Origin of the sequence: Pedobacter sp. UC225_65, assembly GCF_042698365.1 — a bacterium.
In the GTDB taxonomy this organism is placed as follows: Bacteria; Bacteroidota; Bacteroidia; order Sphingobacteriales; family Sphingobacteriaceae; genus Pedobacter.
In genome coordinates, this window is sequence record NZ_CP170550.1 from 2,299,946 (window position 1) to 2,326,539 (window position 26,594).

At 38.2% G+C, this 26,594-nt stretch carries 27 protein-coding genes and 2 pseudogenes; 18 read left to right on the forward strand and 11 right to left on the reverse strand.

Annotation, left to right across the window (positions count from 1 at the left end):
* Positions 1–29 precede the first annotated feature (29 nt).
* From ACFJIZ_RS12115 to ACFJIZ_RS12130, 4 genes are all read left to right on the forward strand, one after another.
* Positions 30–695 carry a LytR/AlgR family response regulator transcription factor gene (locus ACFJIZ_RS12115; protein WP_379094018.1) on the forward strand — a complete coding sequence of 222 codons (666 nt, stop codon included), beginning with the start codon at positions 30–32 and terminating at the stop codon, positions 693–695.
* 119 nt (positions 696–814) lie between these two features.
* Entirely contained in the window at positions 815–4,309 is a 3,495-nt protein-coding gene (locus ACFJIZ_RS12120) for a response regulator (RefSeq protein ID WP_379084188.1), read from the forward strand.
* Positions 4,310–4,316: 7 nt separating this feature from the next.
* A complete protein-coding gene (locus tag ACFJIZ_RS12125; protein ID WP_379084190.1) occupies positions 4,317–5,150 on the forward strand; it encodes a CheR family methyltransferase in 834 nt (277 codons plus the stop codon).
* Positions 5,151–5,164: 14 nt separating this feature from the next.
* Positions 5,165–6,607 carry a response regulator gene (locus ACFJIZ_RS12130; protein ID WP_379084193.1) on the forward strand — a complete coding sequence of 481 codons (1,443 nt, stop codon included), beginning with the start codon at positions 5,165–5,167 and terminating at the stop codon, positions 6,605–6,607.
* 153 nt (positions 6,608–6,760) lie between these two features.
* Here the strand turns inward: ACFJIZ_RS12130 and pth are convergent, their stop codons facing one another.
* Complete coding sequence (gene pth / locus ACFJIZ_RS12135; RefSeq protein WP_379084196.1) at positions 6,761–7,321, reverse strand: aminoacyl-tRNA hydrolase; 561 nt, start codon at positions 7,319–7,321, stop codon at positions 6,761–6,763.
* 317 nt (positions 7,322–7,638) lie between these two features.
* Here pth and ACFJIZ_RS12140 point away from each other — a divergent pair, with 317 nt between their 5' ends.
* Positions 7,639–7,827, forward strand: a complete 189-nt coding sequence (locus ACFJIZ_RS12140) for a bacteriocin (RefSeq protein ID WP_379084199.1) — start codon at positions 7,639–7,641, stop codon at positions 7,825–7,827.
* A gap of 310 nt (positions 7,828–8,137) precedes the next feature.
* On the opposite strand, the pseudogene ACFJIZ_RS12145 reads toward ACFJIZ_RS12140, so the two are convergent.
* A pseudogene (locus tag ACFJIZ_RS12145) lies at positions 8,138–8,718 on the reverse strand (50S ribosomal protein L25/general stress protein Ctc).
* 115 nt (positions 8,719–8,833) lie between these two features.
* On the reverse strand, positions 8,834–9,775 hold the full coding sequence (locus ACFJIZ_RS12150) for a ribose-phosphate pyrophosphokinase (protein WP_055130514.1): 942 nt from the start codon (positions 9,773–9,775) through the stop codon (positions 8,834–8,836).
* A 374-nt stretch (positions 9,776–10,149) separates the two neighbouring features.
* Between ACFJIZ_RS12150 and ACFJIZ_RS12155 the strand changes: the two genes are divergently transcribed.
* The 6 genes from ACFJIZ_RS12155 (at position 10,150) to ACFJIZ_RS12180 (ending at position 14,580) form a co-directional block, all read left to right on the forward strand.
* Positions 10,150–10,500 carry a DUF2723 domain-containing protein gene (locus ACFJIZ_RS12155; RefSeq protein WP_379084202.1) on the forward strand — a complete coding sequence of 117 codons (351 nt, stop codon included), beginning with the start codon at positions 10,150–10,152 and terminating at the stop codon, positions 10,498–10,500.
* Positions 10,497–11,246: a DUF2723 domain-containing protein gene (locus ACFJIZ_RS12160; protein ID WP_379084205.1), complete on the forward strand. Its 750-nt coding sequence runs from the start codon at positions 10,497–10,499 to the stop codon at positions 11,244–11,246. The genes ACFJIZ_RS12155 and ACFJIZ_RS12160 overlap by 4 nt, the downstream gene beginning before the upstream one ends.
* Positions 11,247–11,352: 106 nt before the next feature.
* Positions 11,353–12,741: a hypothetical protein gene (locus ACFJIZ_RS12165; protein ID WP_379084208.1), complete on the forward strand. Its 1,389-nt coding sequence runs from the start codon at positions 11,353–11,355 to the stop codon at positions 12,739–12,741.
* A gap of 176 nt (positions 12,742–12,917) precedes the next feature.
* Positions 12,918–13,256 (forward strand): hypothetical protein, encoded by a 339-nt coding sequence (locus ACFJIZ_RS12170; protein WP_379084211.1) that lies wholly within the window; start codon positions 12,918–12,920, stop codon positions 13,254–13,256.
* Positions 13,257–13,456: 200 nt separating this feature from the next.
* Complete coding sequence (locus ACFJIZ_RS12175; RefSeq protein WP_379084214.1) at positions 13,457–14,044, forward strand: YceI family protein; 588 nt, start codon at positions 13,457–13,459, stop codon at positions 14,042–14,044.
* Positions 14,045–14,184: 140 nt separating this feature from the next.
* Positions 14,185–14,580, forward strand: coding sequence for a response regulator (locus ACFJIZ_RS12180; RefSeq protein ID WP_379084217.1), 396 nt, complete (start codon positions 14,185–14,187; stop codon positions 14,578–14,580).
* Positions 14,581–14,596: 16 nt separating this feature from the next.
* On the opposite strand, the gene ACFJIZ_RS12185 is transcribed toward ACFJIZ_RS12180, so the two are convergent.
* Both ACFJIZ_RS12185 and ACFJIZ_RS12190 read right to left on the reverse strand, forming a co-directional pair.
* Positions 14,597–14,809, reverse strand: coding sequence for a hypothetical protein (locus ACFJIZ_RS12185; RefSeq protein ID WP_379084220.1), 213 nt, complete (start codon positions 14,807–14,809; stop codon positions 14,597–14,599).
* A 16-nt stretch (positions 14,810–14,825) separates the two neighbouring features.
* On the reverse strand, positions 14,826–15,368 hold the full coding sequence (locus tag ACFJIZ_RS12190; protein ID WP_379084223.1) for an MBL fold metallo-hydrolase: 543 nt from the start codon (positions 15,366–15,368) through the stop codon (positions 14,826–14,828).
* A 144-nt stretch (positions 15,369–15,512) separates the two neighbouring features.
* Between ACFJIZ_RS12190 and ACFJIZ_RS12195 the strand changes: the two genes are divergently transcribed.
* From ACFJIZ_RS12195 to ACFJIZ_RS12220, 6 genes and pseudogenes are all read left to right on the forward strand, one after another.
* Positions 15,513–16,091 carry a DHH family phosphoesterase gene (locus tag ACFJIZ_RS12195; RefSeq protein ID WP_379084225.1) on the forward strand — a complete coding sequence of 193 codons (579 nt, stop codon included), beginning with the start codon at positions 15,513–15,515 and terminating at the stop codon, positions 16,089–16,091.
* Positions 15,991–17,223, forward strand: a complete 1,233-nt coding sequence (locus ACFJIZ_RS12200) for a DHH family phosphoesterase (protein ID WP_379084228.1) — start codon at positions 15,991–15,993, stop codon at positions 17,221–17,223. Before ACFJIZ_RS12195 ends, ACFJIZ_RS12200 begins: the two co-directional genes overlap by 101 nt.
* Before the next feature lie 52 nt (positions 17,224–17,275).
* Positions 17,276–18,010 carry an LPS export ABC transporter ATP-binding protein gene (lptB, locus tag ACFJIZ_RS12205; protein ID WP_379084231.1) on the forward strand — a complete coding sequence of 245 codons (735 nt, stop codon included), beginning with the start codon at positions 17,276–17,278 and terminating at the stop codon, positions 18,008–18,010.
* A gap of 12 nt (positions 18,011–18,022) precedes the next feature.
* Positions 18,023–19,530, forward strand: a pseudogene (locus tag ACFJIZ_RS12210) (GH3 auxin-responsive promoter family protein).
* Positions 19,531–19,922: 392 nt separating this feature from the next.
* A complete protein-coding gene (locus tag ACFJIZ_RS12215; RefSeq protein ID WP_379084234.1) occupies positions 19,923–20,330 on the forward strand; it encodes a YkvA family protein in 408 nt (135 codons plus the stop codon).
* Positions 20,331–20,423: 93 nt separating this feature from the next.
* Positions 20,424–20,852 (forward strand): CBS domain-containing protein, encoded by a 429-nt coding sequence (locus ACFJIZ_RS12220; protein ID WP_379084237.1) that lies wholly within the window; start codon positions 20,424–20,426, stop codon positions 20,850–20,852.
* Here ACFJIZ_RS12220 and ACFJIZ_RS12225 read toward each other — a convergent pair whose 3' ends face one another.
* The 3 genes from ACFJIZ_RS12225 to rlmD are packed head-to-tail and all read right to left on the reverse strand — an operon-like array spanning position 20,853 to position 23,269.
* Entirely contained in the window at positions 20,853–21,266 is a 414-nt protein-coding gene (locus ACFJIZ_RS12225; RefSeq protein WP_379084240.1) for a hypothetical protein, read from the reverse strand.
* Between the two features lie 3 nt (positions 21,267–21,269).
* Positions 21,270–21,833, reverse strand: a complete 564-nt coding sequence (locus ACFJIZ_RS12230) for a hypothetical protein (protein WP_379084243.1) — start codon at positions 21,831–21,833, stop codon at positions 21,270–21,272.
* Entirely contained in the window at positions 21,833–23,269 is a 1,437-nt protein-coding gene (rlmD, locus tag ACFJIZ_RS12235) for a 23S rRNA (uracil(1939)-C(5))-methyltransferase RlmD (RefSeq protein WP_379084246.1), read from the reverse strand. Before rlmD ends, ACFJIZ_RS12230 begins: the two co-directional genes overlap by 1 nt.
* Before the next feature lie 460 nt (positions 23,270–23,729).
* Here rlmD and ACFJIZ_RS12240 point away from each other — a divergent pair, with 460 nt between their 5' ends.
* Complete coding sequence (locus ACFJIZ_RS12240) at positions 23,730–24,341, forward strand: hypothetical protein (RefSeq protein ID WP_379084249.1); 612 nt, start codon at positions 23,730–23,732, stop codon at positions 24,339–24,341.
* A 117-nt stretch (positions 24,342–24,458) separates the two neighbouring features.
* Here ACFJIZ_RS12240 and ACFJIZ_RS12245 read toward each other — a convergent pair whose 3' ends face one another.
* The 3 genes from ACFJIZ_RS12245 to pheS are packed head-to-tail and all read right to left on the reverse strand — an operon-like array spanning position 24,459 to position 26,550.
* Positions 24,459–25,034 (reverse strand): TetR/AcrR family transcriptional regulator, encoded by a 576-nt coding sequence (locus tag ACFJIZ_RS12245; RefSeq protein ID WP_379084252.1) that lies wholly within the window; start codon positions 25,032–25,034, stop codon positions 24,459–24,461.
* A complete protein-coding gene (locus ACFJIZ_RS12250) occupies positions 25,034–25,453 on the reverse strand; it encodes a hypothetical protein (RefSeq protein WP_379084255.1) in 420 nt (139 codons plus the stop codon). Before ACFJIZ_RS12250 ends, ACFJIZ_RS12245 begins: the two co-directional genes overlap by 1 nt.
* A 56-nt stretch (positions 25,454–25,509) precedes the next feature.
* Positions 25,510–26,550, reverse strand: coding sequence for a phenylalanine--tRNA ligase subunit alpha (pheS, locus tag ACFJIZ_RS12255; protein ID WP_379094021.1), 1,041 nt, complete (start codon positions 26,548–26,550; stop codon positions 25,510–25,512).
* Between the last annotated feature and the right edge of the window lie 44 nt (positions 26,551–26,594).

The following is a 26,594-nucleotide window of genomic DNA, read 5'->3' on the forward strand; positions in this document are numbered from 1 at the left end:
ACCAAAAAAGATAGATCATCTCGATTGCGATAGATGATGAACCCATAGCACTAGATATAGTTGCGGCACATGCTGCAAAAGTGCCATTTATTGACTTAAAAGCCAGCTTTACCAATGCTTTTGAGGCCATTAGCTATCTTCAACAAAACAAAGTTGACCTGATCTTTCTTGATATCAAAATGCCTGACATCAGTGGTATCGATTTTTTAAAGGCATTGAGCAAACCGCCCATGGTAATTTTCACTACTGCCTACAGTGAACACGCTGTGCAGAGTTTTGAACTTGATGCTGTAGATTACTTGCTAAAACCTTTTTCCCTTTCGAGGTTTTTAAAAGCCTGTAACAAAGCCAAAGAACTGTTCGACCTTAGAAACCAGGCTCCAGAAAACAAAACAGATTTTATCTTTATCAAAGATGGTTACGAACAGGTTAAGGTTCTATTGGCTGACATCCTTTACATCGAGGCTTCTGGAAATTATACCCAGATCCATTTAACCGAAAACAGATTGTTAAGTTCGCGGATAACCATTAACGAACTCGCCGACATTTTACCCAGTCAACAATTTTTACGTACCCATCGTGCCTTCATTATTGCCAAAGACAAAATAAGCAAATACGACAGGTCGCAGATATTGATTGGAAACAGACTTATCCCCATCGGAATCACCTACTTACCAAACCTAAAACTACCTTAATTAGTGCAGTATTAAGTTTAGACTTTATTTTTTAGTTAACGATTAATTATCTTAAACATCAATTCGATAAAATACTATCTTAGTGCTTTGAAATAAGATGATCCATCATTCTATAAAAGATGTTTAAACTAACATTCAAACAGCAGGTGCTAACAGGTTTTGCCGTTTCTTTGGCCTTTGTATTTATTTCTGCGTTAGCTTCTTACCTGAGTATTCAATCCTTAACAGATAGTTCTAATTGGATCACACATACCTATAAGGTAATCAATATAGCTGAAAAAGCGGAGATAGAACTCATCAATGCAGAGACCGGATTAAGAGGATTTGTAATTACCCAAGACCAGAATTATAAAGCTCCCTATAATAAAAGTATCAACCAGATACTTGTTCGTATTGCCGACCTAAAAACACTTGTGAGTGACAACCCTAGCCAAAAAAAGAAGGTAGATAGCCTGGAAATATACGCCAGTCAGAAAGTAGAAGACATGAAAAACATCATGCTTCTTTCTAACTCCTCTGGCTATGAGGCTGCCCGTAAAGAGATAATGACCAATAAAGGTCAAACATTTAAGGTTAATTTTTTGCGTGTAAGTGAAACGATCATCAGCAAGGAGTTGGAACTGTTAAAAGAACGACAAGAAACTAATCAAAAAAGAAGTGGGCAGACCGTAATTGTCGTGTTATTAAGTTCATTGATCATTTTTGCCCTAATCCTCTTCCTACTGCGTTATATCCGCAGAACATTTGACCAACAAAAAGAAACAGAACGCGAAATTCTTTTAACCAATAAAGAGCTGGCCAAAGTGTCTGCCTTAAACGAGCATAACAATTGGCTATTAACCGGAGCGGCAGAAATCAACGAGGCCATGCAGGGCGAACAAGAAATTGAAAGGCTTTCTGCCAATATCATCACCAAAATAGGAGACTATATTGATGCAGCAATAGGTGCTTTGTTTTTGGTAGACAACAAAAAGAACATCCTATACTTAACGGGTGCCTATGCTTACCAAAGTAAAACCAAAAGCCAGATCAAGTTTGGGGAAGGTCTGATCGGTCAGGCCGCACTGGAAAAAAAATCTAAGTTGCTCAGTAATATACCTAAAGATTACATCAAGGTTAATTCTGCCTTAGGCAATAGCAGCCCAAATTATTTGTTTCTGGTGCCTATTATTTTCGAAAACAAAACCATAGCTGTTGCAGAGCTGGGCTTTTTAACGGAACCGCAAGAAAACAAACTTCAACTGATCAGTAATATTGCCGAAAACATTGGCATTGCCCTAAACAGCGCATTGGCGCATCTACAACTTAAGGAGCTTTTTGAAGAAACCCAACAACAGGCCGAAGAACTCGCCAGTCAACAAGAAGAATTACGTACCACCAATGAAGAGCTGATCTATAAAACCGAAGCGTTACAAGCTTCTGAAGAAGAGCTACGGGTACAACAAGAAGAACTACAACAAACAAATACCGAACTGGAAGAAAAGGCCCAACAGTTGGAAGAACGCAATATTTCTATCAATGAGGCCAAAGAAGCCATTAGCATAAAAGCAGCAGAGTTAGAGCTAAGCAGTAAATACAAATCTGAATTTTTGGCCAATATGAGCCATGAGCTCAGAACACCATTAAACAGTATCTTGATCTTGGCCAGGATACTTAAAGAAAACAGACCGAACAACCTATCTGAAGAACAGATCAAATATGCGGGTGTAATCCACAATGCAGGTAACGATCTGTTAACGCTCATCAACGATATCCTCGATCTTTCTAAGATTGAATCTGGCAGTGTAGACCTCCATCTGGAAAAAATACGTCCAACAGAGATCAGAAACAATATTGAGTCGCTATTTACAGAGTTGGCAAACCACAAAAAAATCGCATTCAATATCAACCTGGCCGACGATCTTCCAACAGATTTTGTATCAGACCAAGGTAGATTGGAACAGATCATTAAAAACCTGCTTTCCAATGCCTTTAAATTTACACCAGAACAAGGCAAGATCGGTCTAGACATAAGTTTAGCAAAATCTAGTGTGATCAAGAACAATGCTTCTTTAAAAGCGAGCGGCAATACTGTGTTATCTTTTGCCATTAGTGATACCGGAATAGGTATATCGGCAGATAAACAACAAGTTATTTTTGAGGCTTTCCAGCAAGAAGATGGGTCTACCAGTAGAAAATATGGAGGTACAGGCCTTGGTTTATCAATCAGTAAAGAATTGGCGAACATTTTAGGTGGCGAAATCCAAATCCAAAGTGAACAAGGTGTAGGAAGTACATTTACACTTTTTGTACCACTTAACCTATCTGTAGCTGTAGCCACTGAAGATCAGGACATCGAATTGCCAGAGGTTCCAAACAACATTACTCCAGAAATTAAGTCGAGCATCAACACCATTGAGCTACTCCCTGTCGCTTCAGAAGGCAATACCTTATTGATCATAGAAGACGACGTGGATTTTGCCGAAATCTTAAAGATCTATGCTACAGATAAGGGTTTCAATCCTATTTTAGCACACAGTGGAGATGTGGGCCTACAGATGGCAACTGAGCTATTACCAGATGCAATTGTGTTGGATGTAATGTTGCCGATCATGGATGGTTGGACCATCCTCAAAAAACTGAAGGCCAACCCTGCTACACAGCATATTCCAGTGCACATGATGTCGGCTGGAAATGAAAAAGAGACCAAAGCAGTACAAGAAGGTGCGATTGGCTTTTTGAAAAAACCAATCGAAAAAGACAAATTGGACCATGCTTTCGATTTGTTGATCAACCAACACCAATATACCTTTAAAAATGTGTTGATCGTAGAAGACCAGATCCTTCAGAGCAATGCACTTACTGAACAATTGATAGAAAGAGGTGCCAAGGTATCTCAAGCCTATACAGGTAAAGAGGCTTTGGAGATTTTGGCAGAACAACATTTTGACTGTATCATTTTAGACCTTAAACTACCCGATATTTCTGGTTTTGACCTTTTGGACCAGATCAAGGCTAAAGAAGAACTCAAACATATTCCGGTAATTATCAATACCGCAATGGAGCTAGATAGAGATAAAATGGCTCACATTATGCAGTATACCGAAGCCATGGTTTTAAAAACCAATAAATCTAACGATCGATTGCTGGATGAGGTTAGCCTATTCATCAACAAATTGCAACAACAACCTTCAATGTCTGTCGCTTCGGCAGCCAGACAGCTCCCTACTAAGAAAAAACATGCCAATACCTTAGAAAAAGCGTTAAAAGATAAAACCATATTGATCACCGATGACGATATGAGGAACATTTTCGCATTGTCTAGCGCACTTCAGGCTTATGATATCAAAATCATTATTGCCAACAATGGCATCGAAGCTTTAACGAAGATTGAAGAAAACCCTCAGATTGACCTCGTACTAATGGATATTATGATGCCTGAAATGGATGGTTATGAAGCCATGCGTAGGATCAGGAACCAAAAACAGTGGGCCAACCTTCCTATTATTGCACTTACCGCCAAAGCGATGAAAAATGATAGGGAAAAATGTATAGAGGCGGGAGCCAACGATTATATATCTAAACCAGTTGACGTTGACAAACTATTATCAATGCTGCGTGTTTGGTTAAGTTAAGGAAAAAATGAAAAGTAAAGCGCCAGAAGAAAGCATTTCTGATGAAGAGTTAAAATCACTGATCCACTTGGTCAAAAAAGTGCATGGCTTTGATTTTGGCGACTATACCATGGCTTCGCTTAAGCGGCGTATCTCTAGGATCATAGAACTACAAAGATTAAGTTATTTTGATCTGACCAACCATTTGGTAAACGATGTAGAATATTTCGATCACTTTTTAGCAGAGGTTACAGTAAACATTACAGAAATGTTCCGCGATCCTTTGTTTTTCAAATCCGTAAAAGAAAACGTAATTCCTTACCTAAAATCTTATCAGCACATTAAAGTATGGAGCGCAGGTTGCTCTACAGGTGAAGAACTTTATTCTCTTGCCATTTTATTTACAGAAGAAGACTTATATAAACGCAGCTTCTTTTATGGTACAGATGTAAATCACGAAGTACTGATACAGGCCAAAGAAGGTATTTACGACCTTCAGAAAATGAAACAATACTCTGAAAACTATATCGGGTTCGGCAGCACCAGTTCTCTTTCAAATTATTACACCGCCAAATACGATGCCGTATCCCTCAGCCGTAAGCTCAAAAAAAATGTGTTGTTTTCCATGCATAATCTGGTATCGGATGGGCCCTTTAATGAGTTCCAACTCATTTCGTGCAGAAACGTGTTGATCTATTTTAATACAGAGCTCCAGGCGAAAGTAATTAACCTCTTTTATAACAGTTTAGCTAACTTCGGGTTTTTATGTCTCGGTACCAAAGAAAGTATCAGAGATGCTGAATTGGCCAAAAAATTTAAAGTAATCGATAAAAAGAATAACATCTATCAAAAAATAAACTAAAAGTTAACCTACCCATGAGTAAAATCAATCTTTTAATCGTAGATGATAAACCAGAGAATATTGTTGCGCTAGAGGCATTGCTAGATCAACATGACATCAATATTATCACTACTACATCACCAAACGAAGCTTTGCGTATCTGTTGGGAAAAAGATATAGCCATTGCATTGGTCGATGTACAAATGCCAGGCATGAATGGCTTTGAATTGGTAGAGATCTTGAAAAACAATTCGCGTACCCAAGAGATCATGGTCATTTTTGTAACCGCCATCTCATTAGAGGCCAAATACGCCATCAAAGGTCTTAATGTTGGAGCTATAGATTATCTATACAAACCATTAGACCCATATATCACCTCAGCAAAGGTTGATTCTTTTATACAATTGGTTCGTAATCAACGAGAAATAAAGCAAAAAAACCTACAATTAGAAAGTTTTCAGGCCGAGTTGATCAAAGCTAAAAACGAAGCTGAACAAAGTAAAAAAGCAAAAGAGAATTTTATGGCCAACATGAGCCATGAAATACGCACCCCCATCAATGGGATCATAGGTTTAGTCCACCTACTTAGCGAAAGTAAGCTAGATGACGACCAAAAAGAAATGTTGGATCTTTTACAGGTTTCATCAGAATCATTGTTGGGTGTAATCAACGACATACTGGATATTTCTAAAATAGAGGCCGGTAAGTTTAGGATCAATTATGCAGAAACGGACATCCGTCTTTTAATTAAACAGTCGACCAACCTGTTAAACATTAGGGCCAAGGAGAAAAATCTGGACCTGATATTAGACATTGATGAAAGCCTGCCAAACATCATCATAGCAGACTCATTGCGATTGAACCAGATTTTCATGAATCTGTTGAGCAATGCCATTAAGTTTACTACTGAAGGTACCATTACATTTAAGGTTGAGGTACTGGACAAAAAGAGCAATACAGCACAGATCAAATTCTCCATCATTGATACAGGAATTGGCATTTCTCCAGCCAATCAAGATAAGATCTTTGATAAGTTTGAACAAGTTGAAGACCATAGTATTTCTCAGCACGGTGGCACAGGATTAGGTCTATCCATTGTTAAAAAGCTGGTTGAACTCAAAGGCGGGTCACTTGAGTTGGAAAGTAAAGAAGGTGTGGGTAGTACATTCAGTTTTACGAAATGGTACGAATTTGCCAAGACAAAAAAGATGGAGAAAGAAGAAAACGACCCTGAAAACCTACCTGTATTAAAAGGATTAAAGATTTTAGTAGCCGAAGACAACCTGATCAACAAATTCTTGATCCTTAAGATTTTAGAGAACTGGGAAGTTGAGGTGAAAGTAGTGACCAATGGTCTAGAAGTTTTCGAGATGTTGAAAGACAATGATTTCCACCTGATCTTGATGGATACTTATATGCCAGGAATGAATGGTTTAGAAGTTACCAAAAAAATAAGACTCTGGCTTTATTCCAGGTAAAGAAAATATACCCATCATTACCTTCACCGCAGGTGTGCTTGATACCGACAAAGAAATATCTATAAAAGCTGGAGCCAACGACATTTTGAGCAAACCATTCAACATCAACGTTTTACACCAAAAAATAAAAGCCTATTTTAAATAGCAATATAACTATTTATTAAACAAGGTCATGGTTTGGGCAGGTCCGATGGTTACAAAACTCTTGATCATACTCACCCCACGGTTGATCAGTGTAGGCAATTCTTTTTGCTCATTTTTATCAAATAAGCCTAGCACATATTCAGCTTGTTGGCCTTTTCTAAAATTATCGCTGATCCCAAAACGCAGGCGGGCATAGTTTTGTCCACCGCAAACCTCTTCGATACTTTTTAGTCCATTGTGGCCTGCACTGCTCCCTTGTAGCTTCATCCTCAGTTTTCCCAACGGAAGTGCAAGGTCATCAACCAATACCAATACATTTTCTGGAGCGATCTTTAGGTCCTTCATCCAATAGTTAACTGCCTTTCCACTTAAGTTCATAAAAGTAGTAGGTTTGATCACATGTAGTTTTTTACCTTTAAAACTCACCTCTGCATAATAGGCCAAACGCAAAAGTTCAAAACTTCCACCAAGGTCATCTACCAGCTCATCAGCAATATTAAAACCGATATTATGTCGTGTGTTGGCATATTCAGGTCCAATGTTTCCTAAGCCAACAATTAGATATTTCATCCAGTAAAGTTAAAGAATAAGGAGCAAGGATAAAAAATTAAAGCGAAAAGATGGCTGCAGCCCCAGAAAGTTATCCGATAAGACTTGCAAAATATGGATGCTTTTCAAATCTCAATAATTATTTTAAGACGTGACTATTGTTTTTATATTTTATATTCTATAGTTTTAGTTATAGCATACGGTACTGTAACCGATAATTAAAGATATCATTAAAAACAAACACCAACCATTATAACCTGTAAAGGAGCATACACTTTAAATATATGTCGCTTATGAGCTGGAGCGTAGTTACAGCATAATCAAAAAAAACTAACAAAATGAAAAAATTTAAAAACCTAACTAAGTCCGAAATGAAAAATATTTTAGGTGGCGTTGATGCCGAGTTGGAAAATCCTGATGGTTGTGGTGGAATTGGTGCCGGCTGTTCATCAGGAGTTAACACCTGTTGCCAAAACTTGAGCTGCCAGAATATTCCTAAGGTTGGATGGCAGTGTTTACAAAACTAAATCATTAACAAATTGGTTCGTGTTCTCACGAACCAATTATACCTTGCCACCATAAATTTAGCACAGACCTACCTATCTAAACGGGATTGAAATGGAAATCCTTTTTGTAGGCTGAGCTTGTCGAAGCACAAAAAGATTGGAATGCAAAGCTCGACTAACATTGATCAGCAAAGGGAACCCTGATTTTCTTATAGAAGAAATGGACCTTTTATAACATCGGCTAGAAGACTCAAATTCTGCAGTCCGTTAAAAAAAAAGCGGTACAAAATTGCTTCTGTACCGCTCTGTTTTTTCAAACAACTTAGGTTGATTATTTACCTTTAGCTGCTTCAGTTTCTGCTTGTTTCAATGCTCTAGACATACCTACAGAAACGATTGTATCTTCTGGTGTATTGGTTACCACATAATCACCTTTTTGTAGATCACGAACGCGGAACAAGTTTCCAACTTCCATTTTCGCAATGCTTACTTCAACTACCTGAGGCATGTGCTTAGGTAATGATTTAACGCGTAACTTACGTAATTTCTGAACCAATTTACCACCCATTTTAACACCTGGAGAAGTTCCAGTTAATTTAACAGGGATTTCCATTACGATTTCTTTATCATCAAATAATTGAAGAAAATCTACGTGTAACAACAAATCTGTTAATGGGTGAAATTGAGCTTCTTTAATGATAGCTTTAGTTTTTGTACCACCAATGGTGATCTTAAAAAGTTAGCTTCTGGAGTGTAGATAGCCTCGTTTAAATCTGTACTTGTTACTGCAAAGTGCACTTGCTCTTTACCACCATACAATACTGCAGGAACTTTACCTTCATAGCGAAGCTCTTTAGCATCGCGTTTCCCTACGTTCTCTCTTGGAGAACCGCTAATTGCGATTGTTTTCATTTTATTGTTATTTATTGTTAAAATTAAATTCTCTCTAATGGTTAACTAGTTAATTGCATAACTGGCTAACTGCTACTCAACGATTAACCAATTTAACAGTTAACCAATCAATTTTCTAGACCTTAAAAAGGTCGCTGATTGAACCATGCTCGTTTACATTGGCAATGGCCTTTGCAAATAATTTAGCAGTGCTCAACACTCTTATTTTGCTACTCTCTTGTTTTAAAGGAATTGTATCTGTTACGATCAATTCTTCTAACATCGAGTTTTCTATTGTTTCGTAAGCTTTACCAGATAAAACAGCATGCGTACAAACCGCTCTTACACTATTTGCACCATTCTCCATGATCAAAGCTGCTGCTTTGGCCAAGGTACCTGCAGTATCACAGATATCATCCATCAACACAATGTCCTGTCCGGTTACATCACCAATGATCGACATCGATTCGATTTCATTGGCACGCAAGCGGCGTTTATCACAGATCACAACCTCAGCATTAAAAAACTTTGCAAAAGTACGTGCTCTATAAGAACCACCCATATCAGGCGAAGCAATGGTCAGGTTTTTTAAACCTAAACTTTTGATATAAGGTACAAAGATAACCGAGCCATCTAAGTGATCTACCGGAATATCAAAGAAACCTTGTATTTGTGCTGCATGCAGATCCATTGTCATGATGCGGTGGATACCTGCAGACTTTAATAAATTTGCAACCAGTTTTGCCCCTATCGCTACACGCGGCTTATCTTTTCTATCTTGACGAGCCAAGCCATAATAAGGTACAACTGCAGTAATATAATGTGCAGAGGCTCTTTTTGCGGCATCAACCATGAGCAAAAGCTCCATTAAATTGTCGGTAGGCTGATTGGTAGACTGCACCAAAAACACATCACATCCTCTAATCGATTCGTCAAAAGAAGGTTGGAACTCGCCATCGCTAAACCGACTTAAAGTTACGTTTCCAAGTGGTTTGCCGTAAGCGTCGGCAATTTGTTTCGCTAAATCTTTTGTGCCACTTCCGGCAAAAATCTTAACTGGGTTAAATTGCAATGGCATGATTTGCGGGTATCAATGCTGGTTAAAAAAAATCGGATTGCGGGTTTATTCACAATCCGAAAAAAATTTGTTGTCCGACCTGGATTCGAACCAAGACAAACGGTACCAAAAACCGTTGTACTACCCTTATACTATCGGACAATTTTCCATCACAACCGTTGTTCTGAAATGGAATGCAAATTTACGCACATTTTTTACATCTGCAAGTCCGAATTAAAAAAAAATTAAAATATTTTTAAAAGAGCTCCCAAACCCACAATAAACGGTTAATTTTTGTTAAAAGACCTTAAATCTTTACGCTTATATCAATCTAATTCTTTATTTTCGGCAGCATTTTTATGTGCCAATAGAATTTTATTTTTACCATTTAGACAATGAAATATTCAAAAATAAACAACGTAGTAGGCTGGATTTGTTTCTTTATCGCTACTTTAACCTACATTCTCACCTTAGAACCTTCTGTAAGTTTTTGGGATTGCGGAGAGTTCATTGCCTCTGCATTTAAAATGCAGGTTGTACACCAACCAGGTGCCCCGCTCTTCTTGATGATCCAACGCTTCTTTTCGATGTTGGCCATGGGTGATGTAACCAAGGTTGCTTATTTCATGAACGTTGGCTCGGCCATTGCCAGTGGTGCCACTATTTTATTCCTATTCTGGACCGTTACCGCATTGGCTAAAAAAGTATTGGTAAAAAAAGGCGAAGAATCAGCACGAGCAACTTGATCACCATTATGGGTGCAGGTGCCGTTGGTGCTTTAGCTTATACTTTCTCTGATAGTTTCTGGTTCTCTGCAGTAGAATCTGAGGTATATGCACTTTCTTCATTGGCAACGGCTGTAGTATTTTGGGCCATCTTAAAATGGGAAGCTCATGCAGACGAGCCGCGTGCAGATAGATGGTTATTGTTTATTGCCTATATCATGGGGCTTTCGATCGGTATCCACATCTTAAACTTGTTGACCATTCCTGCCATTGCTTTTGTTTATTATTTCAGAAAAACGGAAAAACCTACTACCAAGGGCATCTTTAAAACATTTGCTGTTGGTATTTTGATATTAGCGGTCGTACAATATGGTATTATCCAATACCTGGTTTCTTTTGGTGCCTACTTCGACCTTTTCTTTGTAAATACCCTTGGCTTAGGCTTTGGAACTGGTGTACTTTTCTTTATTGTACTCTTGGTAACAGGTCTGGTATTGGCCATCAGGTATTCTATCAAACACCAGAAAAAAATCTTAAATCTGGCTTTGCTATCAACTGTACTGATCATTTTTGGTTACGGTTCTTTTGCCATGATCTTGATCAGGGCCCAGGCAAAACCTAACTTGAACAATAGCAATCCAGACAACGCTTTCTCATTTTTAAGCTACCTTAACCGTGAGCAGTATGGCGACAGGCCATTATTGGTTGGCAAGAACTACAATTCGATCCTAAATATAAAGATGATGGCAGCAACCCAATCAGGGTAGAAACTGGTAACATCTACAGAAAAGGGGCAACGAAATACGAGATTGCTGGTAAAAAAACAAAAGAATCTACGGAGAGAACGAAGGTTTTCCAGACAGTATCAGACGTTTGCAGCACGAAGTATTGTTCCCTAGAATGTACAGCGAAGAAAATCGCCATGTAGAGTATTATAAAGACATGATGGGTTTCAGCGATACGCATTTCCCAAGCTTTTTTGACAACGTTGCTTTCTTTGCCCGTTACCAAACCGGATTAATGTACATGCGTTATTTCTTATGGAATTTTGCAGGTAGACAAAATGAAGACCAAGGACAAGGTAGCATTTACGAAGGTCAGTGGTTAAGTGGCGTTAAACCTATCGATGCTTTATACCTGGGAGACCAATCTCACCTACCTCCTTCAATTACAGATAGCAACTCTTACAACCGTTATTTCTTTTTACCATTGATCTTAGGGCTTTTAGGCGCGATATGGCACTTTAAAAGAAACCAAAAAGATGCAGGCATCATTGCATTGTTATTCTTCTTTACTGGTTTGGCCATTGTGTTATACCTTAACCAGAAGCCATTAGAACCTAGAGAACGAGATTATGCGTATGTTGGTTCATTCTATGCCTTTGCCATTTGGATAGGGCTGGGTGTAATTGCCATCAAAGAATGGGTATTTAAAAAACTTAACCCACAAACCGCTGCAATAGGTGCAACTGTTGTTTCTTTATTTGCCGCCCCTTTATTGATGGCAAGCCAAAACTGGAACGACCACGACCGTTCAACCAAATTGCTTCCACATGATATTGCGGTAAGCTACCTTGAATCTTGTGCGCCAAATGCCATTCTTTTTACCTATGGTGATAATGATACCTATCCATTATGGTATGCCCAAGAGGTGGAAAACATCAGACCAGATATCCGCTTAGTTAACCTAAGCTTATTTGATACAGATTGGTATATCAACGGAATGAGAAGAAAGGTACATCAATCAGAACCATTGCCGATCAGCATGAAAGAATCACAATACGTTTCTGGTGAAAGAGATGTAATGTATTACAGAGGAATGCCAGTAAATGGTTCGGTAGAACTGAAAGAAATTGTAGACCTTTTATTGTCTGAAGATCCTGATGACAAAATTGGATTGATCGATGGTAGCAAAACCAATTTTATTCCGACCAAAAACTTTAAGTTAACGGTTGACCCACAAGCGGTGATCAGCTCGGGTACTTTACCAGCATCAGACTTGACCAGGATCACCCCAGAAATGGATTGGAAATTCAACAAAGACTATGTAACTAAAGGTACTTTGGCCATGTTCGACATCCTTGTACACAACAACTGGAAAAGACCTGTTTATTTCTGTAGCACGGTACCTTCTGAGCAGTTCAATGGTTTAGACAACTATTTGTACAACGAAGGTTTAGCTTTACGTCTATTACCATTAAAACAAGATAGCATTGCGGCCAACAGAGGAGAAGACCCGATCAACCTAGGATCCATTATATAACAATGTAATGAACAAGTTTAAATGGGGCAACATCAAAAACGCCCGTTATTTAGATTCTCAATCGGTGGATGACATTTCTATTTTCAATAGGCTTTTCAATAACCTGATTCTCTGGCCTGATCAAAGCTGGCAGAATTGAAGATGCCAAAAAGGTAGTACGTAAATATGATGAAGTGATGCCTACCAAAATCTATGGCATCCGTAACATGATGAGCGTAGCTACGATGGCACAAAACCTATATATTTTAGGAGAAACCGATAAGGCCAATAAACTATTGGTCAAATCTGCAGCTTATATCCAAAAAGAGATTTCTTATTTGGCAGATATATCAAAAAGCAAAAACCAGTTGATCGGCATGCAAAATGTACAAATGGGGCTGATCTACGGATTAGAACCTATGGCCAAAGTAGCCGCACAATATAAGCAAACAAAGCTGTCGCAAGATTTGGGCAAGCAATATGAAGCCCTATACAACAGGTTCAACATGTTCTTTACTGCTGGTCCACAACAATAAAGAACAAAAACATATTGAAATGCCACAATTGAATTGTGGCATTTTTTGTTTAACACTTGCTAAACCTTTTGTGTATATTTAACTCTAACATTAATATTGTTGTTAAGCTTAGATAGAAATTTCTTAAGATGAAATCTTAACATATGATATTTTTTACCTAAAACTATTTAAATACCTTTACAAAAAAATTAAAAAATCAGATGAAATTAAAAATCACTTCAATCTTATTATTAGCTGTTGTAAGCAGCTTTTCTTTCCTTGCATTTGCTCCAAAAGCAGATATCTACACTGTAGATGTAACTAAATCTTCAATTACTTGGGAAGGCAAAAAATTTGCAGGTTCTCATAACGGAACTGTTAGCCTAACTTCTGGAACTTTAGCTTTCAATGGTAAAAAACTTGCAGAAGGTGGTTTCATCGCAAACATGACCACAATTAAAGATGCTGATAAAAATGGTGGACTAGAAAACCACTTAAAAGCAGATGACTTTTTTGGTGTAGCTAAATTCCCTGCAGCTAATTTTGTAATCAAAAAAGTTGACGGTTCTGGTGCTAACGTAAATGTTACAGGCGATTTAACCATTAAAGGTGTTACAAATTCTATCACTTTCCCTGCTACAATTACATGGAATGCTGATAAAACTGTTACTGCTACTGCTGATAAAATTACGATTGACAGAACCAAGTTTGGTATTCAATTCAAGTCAAAATCAGTATTTTCTAATATTGGCGACAACTTTATCTATGATGATTTTACTTTAGCAGTAAAATTAGTAGCTAAAAAATAAGCGAAATAAAACGCACAAAAAAAAGACCCAATAACAATATTGGGTCTTTTTTGTTTATAAAAACTTATTGATATTTCAACTTTCAATATCTACCTTTAAATGCATTAGAAAAGGTTTTCTAATTTTATATAAGCCCCTCAATGTTAGACGATAAAATCAATCTATTAGTGATAGATGATGACGATATTAATATTTTCATCATTAAAAAGATTGTAGAGAAGACTGGATTTGATATCGATATGGTTGCAAAAAGCAACGGACAGCAAGCTATAGACTATCTAAACGAAACAATTACAGAACACAAAACACTCCCAAACCTGGTATTGATAGATATCAATATGCCAGTTATGAATGGTTGGGAATTTGTGGAGGCTTATCAGACTTTAGGCATCAAACAAAATGTTGATCTCTATATCTTATCTTCTTCGGTATATGAAAACGATATCGAAAAGACAAAAAGCTACTCAACTGTTAAGGGTTTTATATCTAAGCCTCTCTCTATCGAACGTTTGTCTGAATTGATCAAAGCGCTATAAAACATAGCGCTAAAATCTATACAATCTTAAAACGATCTTCTTCTACTTCGATATAAGCTTGTGATTTTGATTTGGCATGATAAAACAGACATTTCCAATGTTCTGCTGCTGCTTTTTGCCCAAATTCTTCTCTCAGTTCCATTGCTTTCCTCCCATCAAAATCGTATTTGGCAATAAACTTTCTGATCAATTCTTCAGGTTCTGGTAAAACATCACCACCAAAAAACACCTTATCCTCACCATCATCAATTAAAAATACTTGGTGATATGGACAATGTGCACCCGTCAGTTCGTAGCTGATTCTCTGGCGTCAATTGTCCTGAACCTTCTACAAATTTCAGTTGCGCATTTCGTTGCAGAAAATCAAATATTTCGGTGTGGTAAGAGGAAGATGTACTTGTAAAAGCAGTTTCCCACTCCCCTCTTTGTATCACATAGGTCGCATCTGGAAAACTGAGTTCCATCTTGTCGTTCAAATGATGTACCATGCCGCCAGAGTGGTCGAAATGTAGATGCGACATCAATACCATGCTGATATCTTCAGGCTTAAAGCCTGCCTTTTTTATATTTTCGTGCAGATGCAGCTGACCTTGCGCATTGCTATAGCCTAAACCAGTATCAAATAAAACCAATGTATCTTTTACCTTCACCAAAAATGGCTGAACATGGATAAACAAAGAAGCAGGTCGATCTTTAGGATTATCTTTTGCTGAATCAAAAGGGACAAATTTCTTGGTAATATCTACAGAATAAGACCCTTCATGTAATGTATAAACTTGCAAAGACATAGGTATTTTTTGAAAAGAAATTAAATGATATATTTACGAACTAGTAGACAAAGATAGGGAACCTGTATGAACTTAGCGTCATGGAAATCTTTATAAACGGAAGTTAGGGCAGGCCAAATAGCGATTAAACAATAACAGAAATAGATGGAAAAAAGATGGGTGCAGGTTGATCAAGGAGAGAAAGGAACAAGCGAAAAACTTGCCCACGAACTGAATATAGACCAATGTTTGGCCAATATCCTAGTGCAGCGAGGGGTAACTACCTTTGATGAAGCACGACATTTTTTTAGGCCACAGCTAGCCCAACTACATGATCCTTTTTTGATGAAGGATATGGAGCAGGCCATTGCAAGGATCACAACTGCTTTACAAAACAACGAACAGATCTTGGTTTATGGCGATTATGATGTAGATGGAACTACAGCAGTTGCCTTAACCTATAGCTTCTTTAGTCAGTTTACCGACCAGATTGCTTATTATATCCCCGACCGACATAAAGAAGGCTACGGAATTTCGACAGCTGGAATTGACTTTGCAAAAGAGCATGGCTTTACTTTGATCATCGCCTTAGATTGTGGGATCAAACTTATTGATAAAATTGCTTATGCCAATACGCTGGACATTGATTTTATCATCTGCGACCACCATTTACCAGGCGAAGGATTACCTGAGGCAGTGGCTGTATTGGATCCCAAAAAGAGCAGACTGCGATTATCCTTTTAAAGAACTCTCAGGCTGTGGTATTGGTTTTAAATTGACCCAGGCCTATTGTCAGGTCAATGATCTGCCAGACCAATATTATAAGCAATACCTGGATCTTTGTATGGTAAGTATTGCTGCCGATATTGTTCCAATTGTAGACGAAAACAGAGTAATCGCACATTTTGGACTGAATAAGCTCAACTCAAATCCTTGTACAGGGTTAAAGGCCCTGATGCAAATTTCTGGCAAAGTGGAAACGTATAGCATTACGGATGTGGTATTCCTATTGGCTCCACGTATCAATGCGGCAGGAAGGATGGGACATGCCAAAGATGCCGTAAAGATGCTTTTAAGTGATGAAGTGGTGCTTGCAGACGAACAGAGTACATTCATCAACCTACAAAATACCGAACGCAAATCTTTCGACCAGAACATTACGCTTGAGGCCCTGGCCATCATCGAAGAGAGCGAAGTGCTGATGAACCGCAAAACAACAGTTGTATTTCGATCCGATTGGAATAAAGGGGTGATTGGTATCGTTGCTTCGCGTTTAACAGAAAAGTATTACCGTCCAACCATCGTGTTAACAGAATCAAATGGGAACTATACCGGCTCTGCACGTTCTGTAGTAGGTTATGACCTCTACGAAGCACTACTTTCTTGCAGCCACTTGTTAGAGCAGTTTGGTGGACATAAATATGCAGCTGGCTTAACTATTAAACCAGAAAACCTAGGCCCTTTTAGCGAAAAATTTGAGCAGGTGGTTGCCGATAGCATCAGTCCTGACTTGCTCATTCCAGAAATCAAAATCGATGCAGAAATCGAATTGTCGCAGATTGATTCCAAGTTTTATCGAATCTTAACGCAAATGGCACCATTTGGACCACAAAACATGGCACCAGTTTTTGTAAGCAATGGTGTATCTTTGGTAGGAAATGCGCAAATTGTTGGTACAAATCATTTAAAATTGAGCATAAAACAACAAAATTCAGCTATTTTTGAAGCCATCGCTTTTGGATTGGGCGAATTTGAAAGATTGTTACAACCAAACCAGACTTTTGCTGTTTGTTATACGATCGAAGAGAACGTTTGGAAAGATAAAAAACGATTGCAGTTAAATATTAAAGGAATTAAAATAGAAGATCCGATTTAAAGTCATCACAGTTTTAAAATCGTAGATCTAAAATCGAAAAGCTAAAATCATAATGATATTAAAGGCCGAAAATCTGGTTAAAAAATACAAACAACGTGTTGTTGTAAACAATGTTTCCTTTGAGGTTAGCCAAGGAGAAATTGTAGGTTTGTTGGGTCCGAATGGAGCTGGTAAAACAACATCTTTTTACATGATCGTAGGTTTGATAAAACCAAATGAAGGAACTATTCTTTTAGAGGGCGAAGACATTACCAAAGACCCCATGTACCGCAGGGCACAAAAAGGAATTGGTTATTTGGCGCAGGAAGCCAGTGTTTTCAGAAAGTTGACGGTTGAAGACAACATCTTGGCTATTTTAGAAATGACCAAGCTGACCAAAGAAGAAAGACACGAAAAACTGGAAGAGTTGATCAATGAGTTTAGCTTACACAAGGTAAGAAAAAACAGAGGTGACCTTTTATCAGGTGGCGAACGTAGGCGAACTGAAATTGCCCGAGCCCTAGCCGCAAATCCAAATTTCATTTTATTGGATGAGCCTTTTGCTGGGGTAGACCCAATTGCAGTAGAAGAAATCCAGACTATTGTTGCTAAACTAAAACAAAAAAATATTGGTATCTTGATTACCGACCACAACGTACAAGAAACATTGTCTATTACCGATAGGGCCTATCTCCTTTTTGAAGGAAAAGTCTTAGAATCTGGAACCCCAGAGGTATTGGCGGCAAATGAAATGGTACGAAAGGTGTACTTGGGATCAAACTTCGTACTTCGTAGAAAAAAAATATAAATTACCGATCAAATGGCAATTGTAAATTCGATTTTTACCTGGTATATGAAAAAGCGCATCCATCAGATCGAGCTTTTCATCAAGTACCCTTTAGATGTTCAGGAAGAATGGTTCCATACCCTGATATCAAGTGCAGAAAATACCGAATGGGGTAAATTATACGATTATAGGTCCATTCTTACCATTAGCCAATTTAAGGAAAGGGTGCCGATCCAAAACTACGATACCTTAAAACCTTACATCGAGCGCATGCTACAGGGCGAACAGAACATCTTGTGGCCCTCAGAAATCAAATGGTTCGCCAAATCGTCTGGTACCACCAGCGATAGAAGCAAATTTATTCCAGTATCGGAAGAAGCTTTAGAAGAATGTCACTTTAAAGGTGGCAAGGACATGATCTCTATCTATTGCAACAATAGACCAAACACCCAGATGTTTACCGGCAAAGGGCTGGTTTTGGGGGGAAGCCATCAGATCAACCAACTTTGTGAGGACATCCATTATGGAGACCTTTCGGCCGTATTGATCAAAAACCTGCCGATGTGGGCCGAATATTACCGAACACCAGATATTTCCATTGCATTAATGGACAATTACGAAGAAAAGATGGATAAAATGGCTGAGGCCACCATCAAAGAAAACGTAACCAATATTTCTGGTGTACCTACCTGGACCATTGTTTTGGCCAAAAAAGTACTGGAACTAACCGGCAAAAACAACCTCTTGGAAGTTTGGCCTAATTTGGAACTCTATTTCCATGGTGCGGTAAACTTTGCACCTTACAGGGCACAATTCAAGGAATTGATCCTTCTGATGACATGTATTACCTAGAGACATACAATGCATCTGAAGGTTTTTTTGGCATCCAAGACCAAGACCATTCTGAAGAGCTATTGTTGATGCTCGATTATGGTATTTTCTACGAATTTTTACCATTGGAGAATTTGGAGGATGAAAATCCAAGAACACTTTCTCTAGAACAGGTAGAACTGCATAAAAACTACGCAATCATCATCTCTACCAATGCGGGTTTATGGCGATACCTGATTGGAGATACCATCCAATTTACTTCCCTCTCTCCTTTTAGGATCAAGATCACAGGCAGGACCAAACATTTCATTAATGCCTTTGGCGAGGAAGTGATCATCGACAATGCAGAAAATGCACTAACCAAGGCCTGTGGTGCAACCGCAGCAAAAGTGAAGGATTATACGGCCTGCCCTATCTATTTTAAGGGTGAAGAAGCTGGAGGGCATGAGTGGATCATCGAATTTGAGACCCAACCTAACGATTTTGAACAGTTTGTAACGGTACTTGACAATACCTTACGTGAGGTAAACTCAGATTATGATGCCAAACGTTTTAAGGACATGGCCCTCAGTAGGCCAAAGGTACACAATGCCCCACCAGATACTTTCTATAAATGGTTAAAAGCGAGAGGTAAACTTGGAGGTCAACATAAAGTACCTCGTTTGGCCAATGACCGTAAATATGTAGATGAAATTCTAGAGATGTTGTAATACATGCCGAACGCATTGAAAAATCTCCATAGATCAAACTCATCATAGTAGATTCTTCGTTTCACTCAGAATGACAAAAATACTATATAATATATTGTTGTACTGATAGTTTCATCTTTATAATACTAAACAGTTTATCCAATTTGTCATGCCGAACGCAGTGAAGAATCTCCATAGATAAAATTCATCATAGTAGATTCTTCGTTTCACTCAGAATGACAAAAATACTGTTGGATAAAACTTATAAAAGCGTTTTTTTATTTTACTCAGACTGAGAATCTATAGCGCTATCCGTCTGAGCCTGTCGAAGACCAGACCACTATTATCTACAAATGCCATAAGACAATCTATTTAGGTACGTTTATTGACAGTATAACCTAAACGATAAACCTATGAATCGCAATCGACTTCAAACCCTTTTTAATTCATTTGGCAAAAAAGCCAAACAGCTGATCAAAGATAAAGATCAAACATTAGGAAAACTTCAGGAAGGGCTTAAAAAAGCGACCACCAACAAAGGCGCCTTAACCGAAATATGGGAACAATTGCAATTGCTTTTTGCATTGGCAAAAGACTATGCCAATGGAAGTTATACACATGTCTCCAAACGTTCAATTATGGTGGTTATCGCAGGCTTGTTGTATTTTATTTCGCCCATAGACCTGATCCCAGATTTTATAGCTGGTTTAGGTTTTGTTGATGATATCTACATCTTGACACTGGTTTACAAACAAATTGCCAAAGACTTGGAGAAATATCAGCTTTGGAAAGATAGACAAAGAACCACCATTCATATATAAAGCAAAACAACTATTGTTTATAACTGTTGCCATTTCTCACTTGTTATTTCTGTTTATTTAAGTTAAATTTAAGTAGCTAATAAACAACTGATTATGAAAACAGTTCAACAAATCTTAAACGCCAAACCTGTTCAGCTCTACAGTGTTGTACCCAACACCTCCGTTTTGGAAGCGCTAAAGATAATGACGGAGAAAAACATCAGTGCTTTGCTGATCATGGAAGATGCACAGTTATTAGGAATTTTTACAGAACGTGATTATGCCCGAAAAATCGTACTCCATGGCAAATCATCAAAAGATACCCCTATCAGCGATGCCATGACCACCACACCAATTACTGTTGGACCAACAGACAGTATAGAAATCTGTATGCAGATCATGACAGACAAGCACATTCGACATTTACCAGTGATGACAGATGGTACAACGATAGGTATGGTTTCTATTGGTGATGTGGTTAAATTTATCATCGCTGATCAAAAGCAGACCATTTCCCAACTAGAAAGTTATATCAATAGCTAATTAAGCACTTTTAGGATAAGGGTAATAGATAAAATTGGCCCCTTCTGGCACCACTACGAAAACACACATGTAGTTTTCGGGCTTTTTATAGCTTTTTAGAAACTGCTCTTTTTTATCTGGGTGGATTATACCTTTTTGTATAAATTCTTCAAGTGTGGATGCCTGTATCGTCCAATCAGTATTGAGGTCTTCTTTATTTAAGATCACTTCTCCGATACTTACCTGATGTTGATGGGCTATAAAAATTGGGGTCTTTGAAATCCCTTCTACCATGATCTCTACTGCAACTTCTTTGATCGAATCTGCGTAAAACGTGAGGTCCTTTTCTAAACTGATCAGTGGACTTTTTTTCTTTTCTTTGTTTTCGCCATTTCCATCTTGGCCAAAATTATTCAATAACTCTTCCGATTCCATATCTTAAAACTTGATCGTTTTCTTTAAGGTAATAAATTTATCATCGGTTAAACTGTCGGTCAATAAACCATAACCGCTAGCTGTTTTAACCACTCTTTTGCTTAACGGATATTGGTCGGAACAGAAATACATGCTGCCGTTTTTAACCAATTTCCAAGCGTTGTTCTTTAACGAGAATAGATTTACGGTAGACCAACAGCTGCTAAACCACTCCGGCCTCAATAATAATTCTGTCTGATGATCGCCATCTAGGTCTCCTGCCAATACCAAATCTGCTCCAATTGCATTTTTAAAGGAAAGTTTAGGCCATTTTAGATTGGTAAAATAAACCTGTATGGTATAATCCTTTTGCTTATCACCCATATCATCTTTAATTGCTTTATTCTTCACCACAAAAGCCGAATCCGTTTTACTCAATAGTATCGTATCAACCTCTTGTTTGCCATAATCTACAGTAAAACCACTTGGAGTGGTAGCTGCAGTAGCTGTGGCATTTTTTGCTGTTTGCTTACTGTTACAAGCAGTCAGCAAAACCAGGGTTACCAAATAAATGCAAAATTTGTTCATCATTTAAGTTTTAACAAAACCACGTTTTCTACGTGTTGCGTATGTGGGAACATATCTACTGGTTTGATCCGTACCACATCGTATTTTTCTTTCAACAAGGCCAGATCACGTGCCTGCGTAGCGGCATTACAACTTACATACACAATCTTTGGTGCTTCCATTTCTAACAAACGGGTTACCACATCAGCATGCATGCCAGCTCTAGGTGGGTCGGTGATTACCACTTCAGGTTTGCCATGGGCAGTAATAAACTCAGGCGTTAAGATGTCTTTCATGTCACCTGCATAAAAAATGGTATTGTCAATCCCGTTTAAGGCCGAATTGAACTTTGCATCTTCTATCGCCGTAGGCACATATTCTATTCCTACAACCTGTTTAACATTGCCAGCTACAAAGTTGGCAATCGTACCTGCTCCCGTATATAAGTCATAAACCAGTTCGTCACCTTTAAAATCGGCAAATTCCTTTGTTATTTTATACAATTCGAAAGCTTGTTCGGAATTGGTCTGATAGAAAGATTTTGCACCAATCTTAAATTTCACCACTCCCCCAGCTAAACCATCTACCGGCATCTCTTCAAAAATATGGTCTCTACCTGCATAGGTGATCACTTCTTGGTCAAAAATGGTATCGTTCTTTTTTTGGTTGACGATATATAACAATGAAGTAAGCTCAGGGAACGTATTTTTTAAATGCTCCATTAAGCCATCAATCTCTTCTTGTGTAGTATAGGCAAATACCACTACCACCATCACCTCTCCTGTTGATGAAGTTCTGATGATCAGGTTACGCAAGGCACCTTCGTGGTTGCGCAAATCATAAAAACTCAATCCATTGTTAAGGGCATATTCCCTTACACTTAAACGCAGTTTATTGCTAGGTTCGGCCTGTAGGTAACAATGGTCGATGTCCAAGATCTTATCAAAACGCAAGGGAACATGAAAACCTAAAGCATTCATCTCTCTTCCCTCGGCTTCAAACTCCATATCACTGGCATTTAGCCAACGTTTATTAGAGAAGGTATATTCTAACTTGTTACGGTAATATTTGTTCACTGCAGAACCTAAGATCGGTTCCATTGCCGTGGTATCAATTTTGGCCAAACGTTGTAACGCGGCCTCTACATTTTTATGCTTGAAACGAAGTTGGGCATCGTAATCCATATGTTGCCATTTACAGCCTCCACAAGTACCAAAATGACTACAGAAGGGGTCTTGACGAAATTCTGAAGGTGTTTCTAACCGTTCGATGATGGCTTCGGCAAAGTTTTTTTTCTTTTTAACCAAACGTACATCCACCACATCGCCAGGAACGGCCTTATCTACAAAAATGACCAATTCGTCGGCTTTGCCCACACCTTTACCTTCTTCGGCAATATCAATAATGCTCAATCCACTGATCCGGATCGGCTCAGCATTTCTTCTGTTTCTACTCATTGTTGCAAATATAATAAAAAGCTAGGAGGTAAAGAGATGGAAGCTTGAAGGCCTAAGGTTTAAGGTATAAAATAGCTAAAGGATAGAGTATTGATTTTATTTTTAGGACATACATCCCCTATCGAGTTTGGCAACTCGTTTATTGAAACAATCAACAGGTTTTCTTACTTCCCAAAAACTTTAAGGATTAATCCAAAAAAGCCTTCAACCAAGTTAAAACTCATGTCAAATTGTTCATCAACCATTACAGAAATTTCTAAAACCTCTTTACTCATTTTGATATTATGTTGATAATAATACAAATATAGCAAATTATGAACCAAAAACCAAAACGGTATATGTTAATTTTCTGTAAAGTAATCTTATCTATAGGCTTCAATTAACTGTTAAATCCTTAACAAAACCTTAACTTTTACATCTCATGAATTTAGCTAGATTTGAAACATCTACTATTGAAAATATGAAAACATACCTACCCCTCCTATCATTATTGATATTGAGCTTACTTTCGTCTTGTAAAAAACAAGAGCCCGGACAACCACAGCCAAACAATTTACCTATTGCCACCTTTAATTATACTGGCAAAATGGAAGTTTCTGAATTTAAAGTCTACAAGGGTGATCCAAATGGAGGAAAAGACGTTTCAAAAGAATATACACCAGAAGCATTATTTTTAGACAGGTTAAAAAATTTCACACCACCAAACCAACTCATTTTTAAATCTAAAGATTCACTATCACAACTCCCTAAACGTGTTGAAGTAGATATGCTAAAGTATAAATTCAGTGGCGATACTTTAAAAGGGCATAATAGATATGTAAATACTTGGGAAGTATATGGTATTAAATCAAAAAAGCGCTTGGCTTATAGTATGACTTTCTATATTTATACCCGAGTAAGTCCTCCATACCTTACAGCAGCGGTAGGTACAGAACATGGCTTAACTTTAGCTCAAAATATGTTCCGTTCTGAAGGGGCCAATTTCAAATCTCTAACAGAGATGACCAATAGCAATGACCTTGTGGCTTGGTACAACGTATCTTATATCTACGAAGGCGATAAAGATCTTTAGAATCTATACACAACTTATCGAATAATAAGTTTAACCTCTTATTTACTGTAAGACTGACTTTACTAAATCTGTCAAAACTCCATTAAATCCATGAGAATGGAAAGATTAACTTTTTACTTATAATGCCGCTTTTACCAAATAAGGCAAGATTTCTTTCTGGAAGGTTACAAAATTCTTACGCACATCGGCATCACTAACAGAAGTAAAGGCAAAAGAAAACACAATGCTTTTACTCGCCTTTAACAAAAAGGCCAACCCTCCTCTACGCGCTGGGTTCTTTTTAAAGTGGTCTAACTCTAGGTAGGCCGACAATAAAAGTGCTTCCAACTGATCTGAAAGATGCTTAAGAAACTCTTGCGAGTTGGCATTCTCCCGAACAAAATCCCAACCTATAAATTCATTACAAACAGTGTAAGATAAGCGGCAGGTCTTCATTACCAAAGCTTTTAAATGTTCTTCTTCGTTGGCAAACTGTACTTTATTACTTAAGATCTCGTGCAGGTTTACATCCAGGTAATCCATTAAGATGGCATCTAAAACCTGTTCTTTACTATCAAAATATTTGTAAATGGTTGCTTTGGCGATGCGTGCTTTTTTGGCAATTTCATTTACGCTGGTTTTATGGTAACCATATTTACGAAAGAGCTCTTTGGCAGCTCGGATTATACTTTCTTTTATTTTTTCTGGTTCCATTAATTTGTTACCTGTATAGTATTACCTGCAATGGTAACGCTGTATTGTCTTAATGATGTTTTAGCTGGTGCTTTTACTGGGCTGCCATCATACAATGAATATTTAGCCCCTGAAACTGGATCTGTAGCGGTGAGGTTAGGATCGTCTATGTTAATCGGGTTTTTTTGTTCTGGATTAACGGTACTGCAACGGTCATAAGCAACATAGGCATTGTCTGCCCTACGGTAAATGATCAGTCCTGCAACACCATAACCTGTAAGGCTTACCGCGCCGCCAGCCGTACTTAACCTGCTCAACCTTGGATCTGTTAATGGCGAACTGAAATTAACGGGCACATTGGGTACCAGATTTCTTTCTTTTCCACAAGAAACACCAAGAATAAGGATAAATAACAAACCAACTACATATTTCATTTGCATCTTATTTGTTGTTAACGGTAAGGTTTGCGCATGGCATTAAACCATAACAGCCGGAATTAAATAACAGTCGACTTGTATTGTTTTAAGAAACGCACATCATTCTCTGAGAACAAGCGCAGGTCTTTGATTTCGAACTTCAAGTTGGCGATACGCTCAATACCCATTCCGAATGCAAAACCACTATATTTTTTTGAATCTATGCCACAGTTTTCCAAAACATTAGGACTCACCATGCCACAGCCCAAAATCTCTACCCAACCACTGTATTTACACATCTGGCAACCTGCACCTTTACAGATGGTACAAGAAATATCCATTTCTGCAGATGGTTCTGTAAAAGGAAAATAAGAAGGACGGAAACGTACTTTGGTACCTTCGCCATACAATTCTTGAACAAAATAGAACAGGGTCTGTTTCAAATCGGCAAATGATACATTCTCATCTACATACAAACCCTCTACTTGATGGAAGAAACAATGTGCTCTTGCCGAGATTGCCTCGTTTCTGTATACACGACCTGGCATCAAAGCCCTAAAAGGCGGCTGACCAGCTTCCATCATCCGCACTTGTACTGATGAAGTGTGCGTACGAAGAGCGATATCGCCTTTCTCTCCTCCTTTTTTAATGAAGAAGGTATCTTGCATATCTCTTGCAGGATGTTCTTCTGGGAAGTTCAGCGCTGAGAAGTTATGCCAATCGTCTTCTATTTCAGGACCTTCGGCCACACTAAAACCTAATTTGTTAAAGATTTCGATCATCTCTCTTCTTACCAAGGCTAGCGGGTGGCGTGCACCAACTTCAAATCCTTCGCCCGGCAAGGTTAAATCCATCCCTGAGTCTTCGGTTTTTGGGCCTGAACTGGCAACAAGTTCATTTATCGATTGATATTTAGCTTCTGCCAATTGCTTAAACTCATTTAATACCTTTCCAAGTGTCCGCTTTTCTTCTGGAGAAACGGCTTTAAATTCATCAAAAATATCTTTGATAATGCCCTTTGTTCCTAAAAAACGAATACGGAATTGCTCCAGCTCATCGGCACTTGTGGTGTCAAATGCATTGATCTCTGCGGTATATTGTGTGATCTGGTCTTGTAACATCTGCCAAAGATACAGCATTTATCAGAAATATTTTACAGCCAACG